This is a genomic window from Streptomyces sp. Q6 (genome assembly GCF_036967205.1).
Lineage (GTDB): Bacteria > Actinomycetota > Actinomycetes > Streptomycetales > Streptomycetaceae > Streptomyces > Streptomyces citrinus.
In genome coordinates, this window is the sequence record NZ_CP146023.1 from 156,394 (window position 1) to 172,970 (window position 16,577).

Annotated in this window: 13 protein-coding genes; 7 read left to right on the forward strand and 6 right to left on the reverse strand. The window is 70.5% G+C overall.

Annotation, left to right across the window (positions count from 1 at the left end; all coding sequences use genetic code 11):
• Nucleotides 1–29: 29 nt before the first annotated feature.
• Entirely contained in the window at nucleotides 30–1,631 is a 1,602-nt protein-coding gene (locus V2W30_RS40315) for an ABC-F family ATP-binding cassette domain-containing protein (RefSeq protein WP_338704140.1), read from the forward strand.
• A gap of 42 nt (nucleotides 1,632–1,673) precedes the next feature.
• Nucleotides 1,674–2,237 carry a CGNR zinc finger domain-containing protein gene (locus V2W30_RS40320; RefSeq protein WP_338704141.1) on the forward strand — a complete coding sequence of 188 codons (564 nt, stop codon included), beginning with the start codon at nucleotides 1,674–1,676 and terminating at the stop codon, nucleotides 2,235–2,237.
• Nucleotides 2,238–2,448: 211 nt separating this feature from the next.
• On the opposite strand, the gene V2W30_RS40325 is transcribed toward V2W30_RS40320, so the two are convergent.
• Nucleotides 2,449–3,024 (reverse strand): hypothetical protein, encoded by a 576-nt coding sequence (locus V2W30_RS40325; RefSeq protein WP_338704142.1) that lies wholly within the window; start codon nucleotides 3,022–3,024, stop codon nucleotides 2,449–2,451.
• A 383-nt stretch (nucleotides 3,025–3,407) separates the two neighbouring features.
• On the opposite strand from V2W30_RS40325, the gene V2W30_RS40330 reads away from it, so the two are divergent.
• Nucleotides 3,408–5,519 (forward strand): AfsR/SARP family transcriptional regulator, encoded by a 2,112-nt coding sequence (locus tag V2W30_RS40330; RefSeq protein WP_338704143.1) that lies wholly within the window; start codon nucleotides 3,408–3,410, stop codon nucleotides 5,517–5,519.
• Between the two features lie 147 nt (nucleotides 5,520–5,666).
• Here the strand turns inward: V2W30_RS40330 and V2W30_RS40335 are convergent, their stop codons facing one another.
• Nucleotides 5,667–6,185 (reverse strand): RNA polymerase sigma factor, encoded by a 519-nt coding sequence (locus V2W30_RS40335; RefSeq protein WP_338704144.1) that lies wholly within the window; start codon nucleotides 6,183–6,185, stop codon nucleotides 5,667–5,669.
• A gap of 369 nt (nucleotides 6,186–6,554) precedes the next feature.
• Between V2W30_RS40335 and V2W30_RS40340 the strand changes: the two genes are divergently transcribed.
• Nucleotides 6,555–6,992, forward strand: coding sequence for a cupin domain-containing protein (locus tag V2W30_RS40340; RefSeq protein ID WP_338704145.1), 438 nt, complete (start codon nucleotides 6,555–6,557; stop codon nucleotides 6,990–6,992).
• A gap of 80 nt (nucleotides 6,993–7,072) precedes the next feature.
• On the opposite strand, the gene V2W30_RS40345 is transcribed toward V2W30_RS40340, so the two are convergent.
• On the reverse strand, nucleotides 7,073–7,420 hold the full coding sequence (locus tag V2W30_RS40345) for an MEKHLA domain-containing protein (RefSeq protein WP_338704147.1): 348 nt from the start codon (nucleotides 7,418–7,420) through the stop codon (nucleotides 7,073–7,075).
• A 302-nt stretch (nucleotides 7,421–7,722) separates the two neighbouring features.
• On the opposite strand from V2W30_RS40345, the gene V2W30_RS40350 reads away from it, so the two are divergent.
• The 3 genes from V2W30_RS40350 (at nucleotide 7,723) to V2W30_RS40360 (ending at nucleotide 13,368) form a co-directional block, all read left to right on the forward strand.
• Nucleotides 7,723–11,814, forward strand: coding sequence for a discoidin domain-containing protein (locus tag V2W30_RS40350; RefSeq protein WP_338704148.1), 4,092 nt, complete (start codon nucleotides 7,723–7,725; stop codon nucleotides 11,812–11,814).
• A 136-nt stretch (nucleotides 11,815–11,950) separates the two neighbouring features.
• Entirely contained in the window at nucleotides 11,951–12,406 is a 456-nt protein-coding gene (locus V2W30_RS40355; RefSeq protein WP_338704149.1) for a YbaB/EbfC family nucleoid-associated protein, read from the forward strand.
• 389 nt (nucleotides 12,407–12,795) lie between these two features.
• Nucleotides 12,796–13,368: a hypothetical protein gene (locus V2W30_RS40360; RefSeq protein WP_338704150.1), complete on the forward strand. Its 573-nt coding sequence runs from the start codon at nucleotides 12,796–12,798 to the stop codon at nucleotides 13,366–13,368.
• A 167-nt stretch (nucleotides 13,369–13,535) separates the two neighbouring features.
• On the opposite strand, the gene V2W30_RS40365 is transcribed toward V2W30_RS40360, so the two are convergent.
• From V2W30_RS40365 to V2W30_RS40375, 3 genes are read right to left on the reverse strand one after another with little or no spacing between them, the layout of a single operon-like run.
• Nucleotides 13,536–14,132: a GPP34 family phosphoprotein gene (locus V2W30_RS40365; RefSeq protein ID WP_338704152.1), complete on the reverse strand. Its 597-nt coding sequence runs from the start codon at nucleotides 14,130–14,132 to the stop codon at nucleotides 13,536–13,538.
• Nucleotides 14,129–15,571: an NAD(P)/FAD-dependent oxidoreductase gene (locus V2W30_RS40370; protein WP_338704153.1), complete on the reverse strand. Its 1,443-nt coding sequence runs from the start codon at nucleotides 15,569–15,571 to the stop codon at nucleotides 14,129–14,131. Before V2W30_RS40370 ends, V2W30_RS40365 begins: the two co-directional genes overlap by 4 nt.
• 58 nt (nucleotides 15,572–15,629) lie before the next feature.
• A complete protein-coding gene (locus V2W30_RS40375; RefSeq protein WP_338704154.1) occupies nucleotides 15,630–16,076 on the reverse strand; it encodes a VOC family protein in 447 nt (148 codons plus the stop codon).
• Nucleotides 16,077–16,577 lie beyond the last annotated feature (501 nt).

The following is a 16,577-nucleotide window of genomic DNA, read 5'->3' on the forward strand; positions in this document are numbered from 1 at the left end:
CGACGACGCCTCACCTCTGGGGGACACCTGTGTCCGCATTGATCGCCCACGACCTGGTCCGCAACCTGGGCGGCCATCGCATCCTCGACGGCATCTCCCTGACCGCCTCCCCTGGCCACCGCATCGGCCTCATCGGGGAGAACGGCGTCGGCAAGTCCACCCTTCTGCGCCTCCTCGCGGGCACGGACGACCCCGACACCGGAACCATCACGCGCCCCGCCGGCCTGGGCTTTCTCCACCAGGAGATGCCGTACGACGCCGAGGCCACCATCGCCGCAGTCCTGGACGAGGCGCTGCGTGAGGCCCGCGAGGACCTCGCAGAACTGGACCGTCTCGGCGAGGAACTGGCCCGCACTCCGGAGGACCAGGACCTCCTCGACACCTATGGCAGGCGTCTGGAACTGGCCCAGCACCGGGAGTCCTGGGACGCCGACCGGCGCGCGGCCCTGGTCCTGGACGGCCTGGGCCTCGGCGCGTTCGGCCACGACCGTACCCTTGGCTCACTCTCCGGCGGCCAGCGCGGCCGGCTCGCCCTGACCGCCCTCCTCGTACGCCGCCCTTCCGCCCTGCTCCTCGACGAGCCGACCAACCACCTCGACGACAACGCCGCCGCCTTCCTGGAGGAACAGCTCCGCGCCCTGCCCGGCACGGTCGTCGTCGCCAGCCATGACCGGGCGTTCCTCGACGCCGTCTGCACCGACCTGGTCGACCTCGACCCGGCGGTGGACGGCCCGGTCCGCTACGGCGGCAACTACTCCGCCTACCTGGCAGAGAAGCGGGCCGAGCGCGAGCGCTGGGAGCGGCGGTTCGCCGAGGAGCAGGAGGAGTTGGAGGAACTGCGAGAGTCCGCGGGGGTGACCGCGCACCGGGTCGCGCCGGACCGTGGCCGTACGGACAACGAGAAGATGGGGTACGGCCACCGGGCGGGCAGGGTGCAAAGCCAGATCTCCCGGCGGGTCCGCAACGCCACCCGGCGCCTGGAGGAGCTGAAGCGCACCCGGGTGGCCGAGCCGCCCCGCCCGCTGCGGTTCGCGGCCGGGGAACTGGTGGCGCGCAGCGAGGAGGGCCCTCAGCCTTTGGTGTCGCTGAGCGGGGTGCGGGTACCGGGGCGGCTCGCGCCTGCCGACCTAGAGGTGTCGCCGACCGACCGGCTGCTGGTCACGGGCGGCAACGGGGCGGGCAAGTCGACGCTGCTCGCCGTACTCGCCGGACAGTTGCCGGCGGAGGGCGAGCTGGTTCGGCGGCGCAGGCTGACGGTCGGGCTTCTCACGCAGGACACGACCTTCGAGCGGTACGACCGCACGGTCCGCGACACCTACGAGCAGGCGCTCGGAGTGCGGCAGGCGGAGAAGGTGCCCCTGGACTCGCTCGGCCTCATGCACCAGACGGACCTGGACAAGCCGGTAGGACACCTCTCCGTTGGCCAGCGTCGGCGTCTGGCCCTGGCCCTTCTGGTGGCCCGCCCGCCGCAGCTCCTCCTGCTCGACGAGCCCACCAACCACCTCTCCCCCGTCCTGTGCGACGAACTGGAGGCCGCCCTGGGTCCGGGCCCCGGCGCGATCGTCGTCGCCAGCCACGACCGCTGGCTGCGTCGGCGCTGGCAGGGCCGGGAGCACCACTTGGGACGGTGACGCTTCTTGCGCCCGATCGTAGTCACCTGTCAAGATGGTGATGTGAATCTTGACCATGTCTTCGTCTGCGGGCACCCGGCTCTCGACTTCGCGGCCACCCTGCGGGCCCGGCGGTCGACCCGGTTCGAGATGTTCGTGACGCCGGAGCGGCTGAACGCCTGGTACCTGGAGTCCGGCCTGGTGGACACGATCGCCGAGGGCCAGGAAGACGACGTACGGGAGGCCACGGCCGTACGCGAGGCCATCTACCGGCTCGTGACCGACCGCCGCCTGGGCGAGGAGTTCGACCCGGAGGCGCTCGACACGGTCAACGCCGCCGCGCGCAAGACTCCTGTCACGCCTCAGCTCACCGCGACCGGGCGGCTCATCGACGCCACCCCCGAGCAGGCGCTGGCGACACTCGCCCGGCAGGCGGTGGAGCTGCTGAGCGGCCCGGACGTGCCGTTGATAAAGGAGTGCGGGAACCCCGAGTGCACCCGCGTCTACATCGACCGCTCCCGAGGCATGCGGCGCCAGTGGTGCGGCATGGAGTCCTGCGGCAACAAGATCAAGGCTGCCGCGTACCGGGCCCGCAAGAAGTCCGCGCCCGCCGCGGCCGCGCGCTGAGCCCCTGCCCGGTCGCCGGGGCCGGCCGGCCGCACGATCCCTGAGAGGCCTGCGGAACCGGTCCATCAGCGCCGCCCGGATTCCTTGCGGAGCTTCCGGATATTCCCCTGAGCGCCTGTCGGTGAGCGCGCCGGTGGTCCAAGGGGAGACTCGGACCACCGGTGAGGTTCACCACCACAGGGGCGGCACATCGCCCGGCCGGCGACACACCTCAGAGATACATGGCCAGGTGGCTGCGGAAGCCGAAGGTGTCGCCCGAGCTGAGGATGGTCACGATCTCCTCGCAGAAGCGCCGGTACTCCCGCTCGCGGCCGGCCGGCAGGGTCACACAACCGGCGGCATCCTGGGACACCTTCAGCAGCAGGGCGTTCAGCAGGTCCGGCGGGGCCGGGAGCAGCAGCACCTCCATGACCCGGCGGAAGATCTCGGCGAACCCCTCCTCCCGGTAGGCGCTGCCTGCCCCGGCGAACAGGTCGAGACCGGCCGTCAGGTGTCCGAGGTCAACCGGGGCCACGTCGATCGGGTAGAGGCTCGTCAGCTGGTCGCCACCCGCGCCGTACAGGGTGTATCGGGGCGGACCGGCGGGTGTGTCCTCGGTGTGCCAGCGCGCCCACAGCGGCAGTTTGAGCAGGACCTGCACCCAGCTGTCGTAGGCGTCCGCGACGACCCGTTCGTCGTCCGAGGCCGCGCCCGAGCGATGCAGGCCGTAGAGGTGGCGCAGCAGCGGCTCCTCCAGGCTCTGGAACTTCGCGTAGAACACGGGGTCGTCGGGGACCAGAACGTACAAGGAGCACCTCCTGTGAATTCAACGCAGTGAGCCTCTGCGAGGTTCACAGGTTTCGCCCACCTCCACCCAGCAACCGCCTTGACAGGTGACGTATCGCGCGAGAATATCGTTACCAGTTGAAACGGTTACCCTCTCGCGGGGTGCTCAGTCGCATGACCGACCCACCGAGCGACACGCGCTGCCAAACTCGACACATCACACCGCCGCGACGCCTCCGGCCGCACACACATGTCACGGAACGCGGCTACACTTCGCGGTCTTGGCCACACGCCCCGCCCGCGGAGAGGGCGTGAGACCCCCGCCGACGTGGTGACCACGGACCCGATGGCCGACCAGCAGACCACTGGAGAAACAGCGAGGCCAGCCGCGAGATGGATGCGACAGTGCACTATTCAGTCCTCGGCACCGTACGGGCGACACGCGGGGACACCGAGATCCACGTGGGCCCCCCGAAACGACTGGCCCTGCTCGCCCTGCTGCTGCTCCGCGCCCCCGGGCCGCTCACCCTGGGCGAAGCCGTGGACATCCTGTGGGACGACGACCCGCCGCCCAGCGCCGTCAACGTGGTGCACCGGCACATCGGCGCCCTGCGCAGAACGCTCGAACCCGAACTGCGCAGCCGCAGCAACGCCGAACACCTCGTCCGTGCCGCCGACGGCTACCGGCTCCTGGTCGACACCTCCAGCTCGGATCTGCTGCGCTTCCGCGACCTGCGCACCAAGGCGCAGCTCGCGCTCCGCGACGGCGCTCCCGCCGAAGCCGCGCAGGACTTCGTCGAGGCCCTTCGGCTGTGGCGCGGCCCCGTCGTCGCGGCGGGCACCTCGGTGGCCCGACACCCGGTCTTCACCTCCGTCGGTCACGAATTCGTCGCCACGGTGAAGGAAGCCGCCGACGCCGTCCTGACCGCGGCGCCCGCGCTGACCGAGGAAGCCCTCACCGTGCTGCGCATCGCCCTGGATAACCACCCCTTCGACGAGGCCCTCCACACCCGGGTGATAGCAGCCCTGGCCGCCACCGGCCGACAGGCCGAAGCCCTACGGCAGTTCGAGGCCATCCGCGACGCACTCGCCGAGGAACTGGGCGTCGAGCCCGGCGCCGAACTGCGTGCCGCCCAGCAGCACTTGCTCCAGCGCCGGGCCTCGCGGCTGCCGGACACCCCCGCGTCCCCGCCCGCGCAAGCCGGGCGACCCTCCCAACTCCCCGCAGACTGCACCTCCTTCGCCGGCCGGCGCGAGCCCTTGAGCCAGTGTCTGGAGTTACTGCCGATCGAGGGCGAGAGCCGCCCGCCCACGATGACCGCGGCCATCTGCGGCATGGCGGGGGTCGGCAAAACGACGCTGGCCGTGCACTGGGCCCACCGGGTCGCCGACCACTTCCCCGACGGGCAGATCCACATCGATCTCCAGGGCCACCACCCCTCCCGGCCCCCGCTCGACCCCGCCGAGGCCATCAGCGAGATCCTCGGCGCGCTGGGCGTCGAGCACGACCGCGCCCACACCGGCGTCGCCGCACTCGCCGCCCTCTACCGAAGTGCCCTCAGCGGACGCCGACTGCTCCTCGTCCTGGACGACGCGGAGAACTGTGAACAGGTACGCCCCCTGCTCCCCGCCACACCTGGGTGTGTCGCCGTCGTCACGAGTCGGCGGCGGCTGGAGGGCCTGGCGGTGACGGACGACGCCCGCATCATCACACTGCAGCCCATGACTCGCGCGGAGGGTTTGGAACTCCTCGACCGGCGCCTGGGCACCGACCGGATCCGGGCCGAGCACACCACCGCAGAGGAGATCGTCGAACTGTGCGGCGGACTGCCGCTGGCCCTGGCCGTCACCGGCGCACAGGCCCTGGCACAGTCGAGGTTTCCGCTGGTGTCGCTCGCGGCCAGGCTGCAGGACGCCGACGACTGCCTGGACACCCTGTCCTGCCACGACGAGCGCACCGACATCCGCGCCTCGTTCCACCGCTCCTACGAGGCACTGAGCAGCAGCGCCGCGCGGCTGTTCCGGCTGCTGAGCCTGCATCCCGCGCGGGACATCGCCCTGCCGGCCGCCGCCGGCCTCGCCGGCACTGAGCCGCGCAGAACCCGGCAGGACGTGGCGGAGCTGATGGATCATCACCTGCTGGCCGAACTGACCGCGGGGCGCTACACCTGCCACGAACTGCTCCGTACCCACGCCAGAGAACTCAGCGCGGTCCTCGACTCCCCCACCGTACGCTCCGAGGCCCTGGCCAGGATGTTCGAGTACTACCTGTACAGCGCCGACGCCGCCACGGCACATCTCGCGCCGCATCGCGGCCCAGTACTCCTGCCGCCCCCGCGTCCCGGCGTCCGTCCTCAGCGGTTCAACGGACGCGCGGACGCCGCCGAGTGGATCGTGGCCGAGCAGTATTTGCTGCCGGAACTCGTCCGCTCCATCGAGAACCGCCCGCAGGACGAGGCCCTCCACCGCAGACTGACCTCGGCTCTGAAGATGTGCTTCGAGCCCGACAACTCCTAGCCGCCCTCGGCCAGGGCCTGTCCGTGAAGTGCCGGTGAGTTCTCTCGGCGTGCCAAGCACAAGGCCTTGTACAGGACGCACTTGACGTTGCGCCCGGTGCGGCGAGGGCGCCTGCCTGGCGTCGCAGCAGGGACTTTGCGGACACGACTAGGCGGCCTCCGGCCGCACCGTCCCCCGCAGCTTGCGCAGGGCGTTGTGGTGACGGCTCTTGACCGTGCCGGCCGGGACTCCGAGGATGCCGGCCGTCTCCTGGATGCTGCGGTCGCACAGGTAGATGTGCACCAGCACCGCGCGGTGCTCGGCGGACAGCCGCTGGAGCAGCGGCCTGGCCACCATGACGTCGTGCACCGCCGCGGTGGCGTCGGTGCGGGACACGGGGTCGTTGTAGGTGACCCCGACGACCTCTCGGCGCGCGTGGGGCTTGCGCACCCAGTCGATGACAAGGTGCCGGGTCACGGTGAAGAGCCAGCCACGGACCGACCCGTCCATCCCGAGCAGACGGTCGATGTTGCGCCAGGCCCGGATGATTGCCTCCTGGGCGATGTCCTCGGCCAGTCCGTGGTCTCCGAGCATCTTCTCGGCGTACGAGACAAGGCTTTCCCGGTGTTCCCTCATGATCGTGCCGAGCAGTTCGGACCGGGATGGAGCCGTGGGGGGCGTAGCCATGGTGTTCTGAACCGCCTCGGTTCTCTGTGGTGCGGCGACCGGAGGCTGGATTTAACCTCCGCAGTCGCACTGTAGGCAGCGACATGTGTCAGAAGAATGCTGTGTTTGTGCCGTCCAGCTGCCGCACCCGCGCCCAATGAACACGTATGCCTGACCGGCCCCGCCAGAAAGCCTCATTCATCAGGGCTTTTGTCATCCCGGCCGCCGAGTCACCGCCCTTACGGATTCCTGACAATCGACGCACATGAGGTGTATATCACGCGCAGTCGCGCCGCCTTGACCGCAGCGCAACGTATGCATCAGCCCGCCGCGCGGGACACATGTGTGAGACTGCCGGACCGAGAGAGTCACCTGAAAGGTGTGAACGCCATGCGTGAGAACCTGCTGCGGCTGGGCGTGACCCTGGCCGCCGCCGTCGGCCTGTCCCTGGGCGCGGGCACCGCGTTCGCCACCCCGGCCGGACCGGGTGTGAGCGGAAAGATCATCTCCCAGACCACCATCGGAGGCACGGACTACATCCTGCGCCAGATCACCATCCCCGCGGGCCAGAGCACGGGCTGGCACTACCACGACGGAACCCTCTACGGCTTCGCCCAGCACGGCACGCTCAGCCACTTCGACTCCGACTGCCGGGCCGACGGTGCCTACAAGGCTGGCAAGTCCCTGACCGAGCCGTCCGGCGCGGACCACGTGCACATCGGCCGCAACCTCGGCAAGACCGACGTCGTCCTCGACGTCCTGTACGTCCTGCCGCACGGCGCTCCGCTGTCGGAGGACGCCCCCAACCCGGGCTGCGACTTCCAGTAACCCGCCACTGCGCACGCACTAGCCCGCCGCGGCATCCGGCCGGGGCGGGCCCGTCGCACACCGGGCCGTGACAGCAGGTCTCAGCCCTTCGCGGGTGACCAGGAGCGGAACACCGCGGCCTGCCCATGGAGGCTCCCGTCGGCGTCCATCAGGTCCCACATCGTCACGTCCTCTATCCAGAAGGGCCGGCCGGTCCTGCCGACTCGTATCCCCCGGTAGCCGGTGGCGTAGTGATCCACCGTCACGGCGCGCACGAAGGCGTCCCGGTCCTCCTGGGCGTCGGGCCGCGCCGACAGCCGCGACGGCAGGCCGACGAACTCGTCCCAGGAGTAGCCGAAGCAGCGCTGCGCCGTGCCGTTGGCGTAGACGAAGCGCGGGTCGGCGGACGTGTCGTGCGCCAGCAGCCCGAACGGGGCCCGCTCGTACAACCAGCGCGCGGCGTCCTGCCCGGTCCCCCACGCGGCAGGGCACAGCGGCCGCCCACCAGGCGCAGATGGCTGGAGAGCAGCAGTTCGGCGAAGTCGCCATCAAGGGGTGTCGTTGTCATCACTGTTCACATGCTTCTTTGCCCGGGACGGCTGTGGGTGCTCCGCGAGTTTCTTCTTCGTCAAGAGCCTTGACAGGAAAGTGTCCGTACCAACAGCCTATGGCAACGTTGTCAGGACGCGTCGGCGTGCCCGACAGAACACACGCCACCGCTCGCTCACACCTTGTGATGGGACGATCACACATGGCCGACCAGCCGGGCCCTTCGCGGCGCAGCGCCCCGCACACCTCCCGACGTGCCGTCGTCGCGGCCGGCTCGACCCTGCTGGCCGGGTTCGGCCTCGGCACGGTGTTCGCGCCGGCGACCGAGGCCGCCGGCGCGACCGACACGGACTCCGCCTCCGTGCCGGGTGAGATCGCCGCGTACCGCCCAGTCCGTGCCTCCTCGCAGGCCTACGCGCCCACCCCCGCCGGGTTCGTGGTGGACGCGCTCCCCGTCCAGGGCGTACGCGGAACGGGCTGGCGTGCCGAGGCGGGCGACCCGCAGTGGATCGAGGTCGACCTCCAGGCGGACTGCCGCGTCGACCGCGTACGGCTGACCTTCGAGGCCGACGCGAGCGACCCGGTCTTCACCCCGCCTGCCGGCGGAAACCCACGCAAGGACACCACCGGCAAGGAACTGCTCTCCAGCTACGCCCGTGAGTTCGTAGTGGCGACGTCCCGCGACCACGCATCCTGGACCAGCGTTCACCGCGACACGGCCGGCACCGGCGGCGTGGTGGACATCCCGCTGCCGAAGCCCGCGACGGCCCGCTGGGTCCGTCTGACGGTCCGCCTGCGCTCCGGCCCCCACCCCCTGGGCCTGAACGGCTTCGAGGTCTACGGCACCGCGCCCGCCCACCGCCCGACGGCCACCGGCTGGACGGACTGGGGCACCCACCACGCCGACACGCCGCCCCTGGCAGTGGCCGCCGACGGCACGGTCCCGCTGGAGTCGGGCTGGACGCTCACCCTGGACGACTGGGCGGACGGGGATGGTACGACCCTGTCGGCGACCGGCGTCGACACCACCCGCTGGCTGCCCGCGACCGTTCCCGGCACCGTCCTCGCCTCCCTCGTCGACCAGGGCAGGCTGCCCGACCCCGTCGCCGGCCTGAACAACCTGCGCATCCCCGAGGCCCTGTCCCGCCACTCCTGGTGGTACCGGCGCGCCTTCGACCTGCCCAACGGCTTGCGCACCGGCCAGGGGCGGCGCATATGGCTGGAGTTCGACGGCGTCAACCACAAGGCCGAGATCTGGCTCAACGGACACACAGTGGGTGAGGTGACCTTCCCCTTCGCCCGCTCCGCCCACGACATCACCCAGCTGCTCAGGAAGGACGGCAACGCGCTCGCCGTACGCATCTCCCCGATGCCGTTGCCCGGAAGCCCCGGCGACAAGGGGCCGGCGGGCGAGGCGTGGGTGGACGCCGGAGCCGACACGATGAACCGCAACTCACCGACGTACCTGGCCTCCTCGGGCTGGGACTGGATGCCCGCGGTCCGTGACCGCGCGGCCGGCATCTGGAACCACGTACGCCTGAGATCGACCGGCCACATCGTCCTCGGCGATCCGCGCGTCGACACCGTGCTGCCCGGGCTGCCGGACCTGTCGGTCGCCGAGCTCACCCTGACCGTCCCAGTCCGCAACGCCGACTCCGCCGCCCACGAGGCCACCGTCACCGCCGAGTTCGGCGACGTCCGCGTCTCGCGCACGGTCACCGTCCCGGCGGGCGATGACATCGATGTCAGCTTCACGCGGGACGCGTTCGCCGCGCTGCGCGTACGCGACCCCGGGCTGTGGTGGCCGAACGGCCTGGGCGAGCCCACCCTCCACGACCTCACCCTCACCGCGCGTACCGGCGGCGCCGAGAGCGACCGGCGCACCACCCGTTTCGGCATACGGCAGTTCGGCTACGCGTGCGACACCCCGCTGAAGTTCACCCCTTCCTCCGACGCGTACACCCAGACCGTCGTGCTCGGCCCCCAGCGGGCCCGCCACGTCCGCGTCCGCTGTCTCACCCGGGCCACCGACTGGGGCAGTTCCCTGTGGACCCTGTCGGTGTACGACAGCACCCGCCCCGGCACCGACCTCGCCCTGCGCGCTCCGGCCGATGCCTCCAGCACCGACGAGGACGGGCACGCGGCGGCGAACGTCACCGACGGCGACCCGGCCACCCGCTGGTCCTCCGCCTTCACCGACGACCAGTGGATACGCGTCGACCTCGGCGCGACGCAGACCTTCGACCGGGTCGACCTGGTGTGGGAGCAGGCCTACGCGCGCACCTTCGTCGTGCAGGTCTCCGAGGACGGCGAGCAGTGGACGGAGGCCGCGTCCATCGACAACACGGCCGTCCCCCTCCCCTTCAACAGCGGCGACGCGAGCCTGCGCATCACCGACTTCGAGGCCCGTACGGCCCGTTACGTCCGCCTGTCCTGCGGCATCCGCAACACCAGCTGGGGCACCTCGCTGTGGTCCCTCGCCGTCATCGACAGCGCCGAGCCCGGCACCGATCTCGCGCTACGCCGCGAGGCCACCGCCTCCAGCGCGGAGGACGGCCATCCGGCCGCGCACGCCACCGACGGCGACGCCGGCACCCGCTGGTCGTCCGCCTACGAGGACCACCAGTGGCTCCAGGTCGACCTCGGCACCTCCCGGCGCTTCGACCGGGTCGCGGTCGTCTGGGAGCAGGCGTACCCGAAGACGTACACCGTGCAGGTCTCCGACGACGGCGACACCTGGACCGATGTCACGACCGTCTCCAACACCCCCGACCCTCTGAAGATCAGTGTCAACGGCGTACGGGTGCTGGTGCGCGGCGGCAACTGGGGCTGGGACGAGTTGCTGCGCCGGATGCCCGCCGAGCGCATGGACGCGGCGGTGCGCATGCACCAGGCCATGAACTTCACGATGATCCGCAACTGGGTCGGCAGCAGCAACCGCGAGGAGTTCTACGCCGCCTGCGACGCGCACGGCATCCTCGTGTGGAACGACTTCCCCAACGCCTGGGCCATGGACCCGCCGGACCACGAAGCGTTCCTCGCCACGGCCCGCGACACCGTCCTGCGCTATCGCAGCCACCCGAGCATCGCGGTGTGGTGCGGCGCCAACGAGGGCAACCCGCCCGCCGCGGTCGACGAGGGCATGCGCGAGGCCGTCGAGAGCCAGGCGCCGGGCCTGCTCTACCAGAGCAACTCCGCCGGCGGTGTCGTCACCGGCGGCGGCCCGTACGGCTGGGTCGAGCCGGAGAAGTACTTCGACCCCGCCACCTACGGCAACCAGGACTTCGGCTTCCACACCGAGATCGGCATGCCCGTCGTCTCCACCGCCGCCAGCACCCGCGCCCTGCTCGGCGACGACGGACCGGAGTGGCCGATCGGCGGCGCCTGGTACCACCACGACTGGAGCGAACACGGCAACCAGGCCCCGCAGAACTATAAGGCCGCCATCGAGACCCGCCTCGGCACGGCCCGCGACCTCGACGACTTCACACGCAAGGCACAGTTCGTCAACTACGAGAACTTCCGCGCCATGTTCGAGGCCTGGAACGCCCATCTGTGGGACAACGCCAGCGGGTTGATGCTGTGGATGTCCCACCCCGCCTGGCACAGCACGGTCTGGCAGACCTACGACTACGACTTCGACGTCAACGGCGCCTACTTCGGCTGCCGCACCGCCTGCGAGCCCCTGCACGTCCAGGCCGACCCGGTGAAGTGGCAGGTCATCGCCGTCAACCACACCCGCGAGGCACTGAAGCGGGCGACGGTCACGGCGCGAACGTACGACCTGTCGGGCCGCCGCGTGGCCGACACCCGGCAAACCCACGTGGACGTGGAACCGGCCGCGACGGCACGGGCGTTCACCGCGGCCCCCACCGCCGACCTGCCGAACCTGCACCTGCTCCGGCTGACCCTCGAGGACGCCGACGGCAGGCTGCTGTCCCGCAACACCTACTGGCGCTGCCGCACCCCCGATGCGCTGCGCGCGCTCGACCGGGCCCCGCAGGCCAGGCTGTCGGCCTCTGTCACCCGGGTGTCCCGGGAGGGGGAGCGCCGTTCGACGACCGCCACCGTCCGCAACCGTGGGTCGATGGTCGCCGCCATGGTTCGGCTCTCCCTGCTGGCGGAGGACGGCACCCGCGTCCTGCCGACCCTCTACGACGACAACTACCTGTGGCTGCTGCCCGGCGAGACGCGCACGGTGAGGTTGTCATGGCCCGCGTCCGCGCTGTCTTCGGGCCGGCCGAGGCTGCGGGTCGAGGGGTACAACACTCCCCCGGTCACCGTACGTGGCTGAACAAGGGTACTCCACGTGAGGTGTGCGCTCGTCGGCGAACGCATCGCGGACGCGTGTGTGAGTTCATGTGTGAACCAAATGTGAGATCCTCTCGTGTCCTTGGTGTGTCGGCCGACCGCACCGGCAGAGGAGGACCATGGAAACACCACCGGTGAGACGCCTGGAGTACGCCCTTGCCGACTTCGCCGAGCGGTACGCGGCTCTGGCCAGGGCGCGGGAGCAGATACGGGCAGTGTCGGTGACGGCCTGTTCCAGGGACGACGTCGTAGAGGTCACCGTGGGTGCTGACGGTCGGCCGGCAAGTATCCGGTTCATCGACGAGCGGTTCAGACAGATGCCCGCCGCCCAGCTCGGCGACAGCGTCCTGGAGGCTCTGAGCACGGCACGCGCCGAGGTCGCAGCCCGGTTCAGCGCCACGATGAGCGGCCCGGGGCTGCCGGTTCAGGCCACCCGGGAAACGGGTGTGCCCCGACCGCAGGGGCCGTTGTGGGGCCGTAGGACCGCTTCGTCCCCCACCCTTTTGCCGCCGGACCTGCAAGCGGCGGTGGCCGCATTGACGGACTCGGTGTGCGACGCCGTCAGGTGGGACTGAGGCCGGACGGCCGACCCGCACACCCCGCGTTCGCTGTACACATACTCCTGTCATGTCATGACCCATGTGGTTGGCGGCGCTCAGGCACACGGCCCGGTGATCGGTAACCTCTCCCGGCTCCCTCCCCCGGTCGGCGCAATCTGATGGCCGGTGGTTCAACCACATACCTGGCGGGCAGTGCATACGGGGGGTTGCCTCGTGCGAGTGACAGCGTCGGTGCCCGAGGGACACCAAGGACCGCCCACACTTCCTCTCTGCGCGGGCACATCAGCGCCTATCGTGAAGAGTGAGCATGTCGGAGGAACCATCTGGCGTTGACACTTATCCACACGGAGCCCACGGCGTGGGTACCATGCGCAACATCATTCATATCGAGGGAGTGAACGGTTGTGACCAGCCAATCAGCCGCCACGCTCCGGTCGCGGTACGTAGAACAAGCCGCGTCGGACTTGGAGGAGAACCGTCGGCGACAGCAGGAGCTGGCGGAGAGGATCACCGTGTTGAAGCAGGAGGAAGCCCTCCTCGCGGACATCCTCGACCTCGCCGAGCGGTACGAGGGTTTCGCCGATGCGTCCCGGCTTCCTGAGCAGTTGCAGGACGAGCCGGTCGTCGCGAAGGCGAAGAAGACGTCCACCGGAGCCCGCGCCCGACGCTCGACGTCGGCCAAGAGCGCTCAGACCGGCAGGACGGCGAAGGCCGGCGCGCAGGGGAAGTCGCGTCAGCCTCTGCTCGGTGATCTGCTCGCGGACCTGCTCGGCCGGTACGAGGAACCGCGTCTGGCGAAGGAACTGCGCGACGAGCTCCTTGAGAAGCACCCGGACCGCAACCCCACTCCTCAGGTGGTGCGGAACACCCTCGAGTCCCTGGTCGCCAAGGGCCGTATCCGGCGCCACAAGCAGCAGCGCTCCGTCATGTACACCCTGGTCAAGACAGGTGCGGCGGACAGCGGCAGCTCCGACTGAGGTGTCTGCTTGTCCCGCGGGCGGTGATCCACAGCCGGACCGCTGCGCACCAGGTGCGCGACACATCCCGCCTCGCGGGACGGGCGAGACGTCTCGACGGACCCGGCGAACCGGGAGAGGCACGTATCTCATCCCGGACAACGGCCGCCGCCCGGGCACAGCGGCGTTTACCAGCCGCGCCACACGTTGTCGAACGCGGCATTCTCGATGTCCCGCCGAAGTCGTACGGTCTCCAGCTGCATCACCGCGTCGCCCACGGCAGCCAGTACGGTCGTGACGGCGTCGTCGAGGAGGCTGTCGTCGGCTTCGGACGGCTGTCCCAAGGCCGCCAGCAGAGCGGCGAGGACGGGCTCGCCGGAGGCCCTGCGTTCCTCCGCCTCGCGGCGCTTCTGCGAATCGGTCAGTACGGCCTTCCCGGACAGCAGCCGGAGCCCATGGCCATGCGGACGGATGACCTGCCCGGCCCGCTCCAGGGCGTCCGCGTAGGCCGGCACGAGGGTCTCGGCGCGGCGCCACAGCCAGTCGTCGAGGGTCTCGTAGGGCTCCTGCCGGACGAGTGAGGCGCCCGCCTGGTCCAGCAGCAAGTCCCCGGACAGCGTCTGCGGGCCGGGCACCAAACGGTCGCGGTCCAGGCGCAGCGCCCCGTTGTGCAGCAGGTCGATCGCCTCGGCCCCGGCGAGTGCGAGCGACAGTTCTCCCTGGCCTGTGAGTTCCCCGGGCGACATGGTCAGCGCGATGAGCACGAGGTCGCGTGCGGTGGTCATGAGTTGCTCCTGGTCTCCAGCAGGCGCAGCCACACCTCGCTGATGGTGGGGAAGGCGGGTACGGCGTGCCAGAGGCGTTCGACCGGCACTTCGCCGGTGAGGGCGACGGTGGCCGAGTGCACCAGCTCTTCCACGCCCGGCCCGACGAACGTGGCGCCGACGACCACCTGCCGGTCCCGGTCGATGAGGATGCGGGCCCTGCCCCGGTAGTCGGGGCGGTACTGGACGGCGCCCGCGAGGTGGCCGATCTCGTAGTCGACGACCTCGACGTCCCGGCCGAGGCGCTCCGCGTCCCGTGCGGTCAGGCCGACGCTCGCGACCGTGGGATCGGTGAAGACGACGCCGGGGACGGCTTCGATGTCGGCCGTGCTGCTGTGCGGTGCCCAGCGGCCCGTGTCCAGTTGCTCGCCCCGTGCCCGGGCGGCGATCACCGCACCGGCGACGCGAGCCTGGTATTTGCCCTGGTGGGTGAACAGGGCCCGCCGGTTGACGTCGCCGACGGCGTACAGCCACTCCCCCGGGACGGCGGTGACGGTGAGGCTGTCGTCGACGGTCAGCCAGTCCCCCGGCGTCAGTCCGACGCTGTCGAGTCCGATGTCCGTCGAACGCGGGGCACGGCCAGTTGCGAACAGGATCTCGTCAGCGGTGAGTTCGGAGCCGTCCGACAGCCGGATCCGGACCTCGCCTGCGCCATCCGCTCGCTTCGCGTCCGTGACGGAGACACCGAACCGCACGTCCGCGCCGGCCTCCCGAAGCCGCTCGGTGACCAACTCCCCGGCGAAGGGCTCCATCCGGGGCAGCAGTACGTCCTCACGAGCCAACAGGGTCACGCTGCTGCCCAGGGCCTGCCAGGCGGTGGCCATCTCGACGCCCACCACACCGGCGCCGACGATGACGAGACGCTCCGGCGCCTGGTGGGCGCTGGTGGCCTCCCGGTTGGTCCAGGGGCGCAGTTCCTCGATGCGAGGCAGCGGAGGCAGGGCCGCGCGGCTGCCCGTGCAGACGGCGACCGCGTGCCGGGCCCGCAGCCGGACGGCGTCGCCGTCCGGCGTCTCCACCGTGACCTGACGTTCTCCCGCCAACCGGCCGTGGCCGCGCAGCAGATCGATACCGGCCGACTTGATCCACTCGACCTGGCCGTCGTCCTTCCAGTGGGCGGACATGCGGTCGCGGTGCGCGAGGACGGCGTCGACGTCCAGCGGTCCCGCGACGGCCGAGGCAAGCCCCGGGATGTGTGCGGCGTCGGCCCGGAACAGGGCTGGCCGCAACAGGGCCTTGCTGGGTTCGCAGGCCCAGTACGAGCACTCGCCACCGGCCAGTTCGCTCTCGACGACGACGGTGCTCAGGCCGGCGGCGGTGGTCCGGTCCGCGACGTTCTCCCCGACCGGGCCGGCGCCGATGACGATGACGTCGTACGTGCGGATGTTCTCGGTCGTCATGTGTCCTCCGGTGACTGTGTGCCGGGCGGATGGATGAGTGGGCAAGGTCGGGCGCCTGTCAGCGGCCGGGGGCGCGCTCGGTGACCTCCTGGAGGAACCACTCGTTGCCGTCCAGGTCCTTGAAGGCGGCGAAGGTGCCGTAGCTGGCCCGCTCCGGATGCAGGCCCAGCACCCGTTGTGTGTCACCGGCGTGGTGGAAGGCGCCCGTCTTGTCGCGGAACGGGCCGTGGACCTCCACGCCGCAGGAGGTCAGCTCCTCCTGGGCCTTGAGGATGTCGGTGACGGTCAGCTGAAGGCCGTGGAGCGTGCCCGGTTCCTGCCGGGTGAGCCCCTCCCCGAAGATGATCGAGCACTCGGAGCCGGGCGGGGTCACCTGCACGATCCGGTAGCCGTCGTTGATCGGGAAGTCGGCGTCGAGGCGCCAGCCGAGCTGCTCGACGTAGAAGCCCTTGGCCCGGTCCACGTCGGAGACGGGCAGGATGACGACTTCGAGCTTCATATCCATGGCTGTGTTCTCGCTTCCGGTGGTGTGGGGCCTGCGCAGGCGGCGCAGTGCGCTCAGTGTCGGCCGCGGCCGACATGTGCGGCCTCAGTCAACTGACGGTGAATCGCGGGTACGTCTTCGGCCCATTCGTCACCGACGTCACCCGGGCCCGCGGTCACAGAAGGCTCGCGGGCCCGGGGCCTGCCCCGACAGCACTGCGCCGACCGCCCGGCCACAGACCTGCTCGCCCGAGAGCCGGTCAGGGCGGCACTCGGACCTGGCGGGGCCGGATCGAGACGCGTGCTCATCGGAAACATGTTCAGCCGGGGCGCGCCGGGCATGCGCGCGGTGCTTTCGGCGGCATTCACACGTATACGCGTCGCCGAAGGGTTCGCGCGTGCACAAGGTCTCTGCACGCCCGCCGACCAGGACCTTCACCATGTCACCGGTGGAGGCGGTAACGCCATCATGACGGTCATTCGCGTCACCCGTCAAGCAGGTGACTTCCGCTCACTGGTGCGG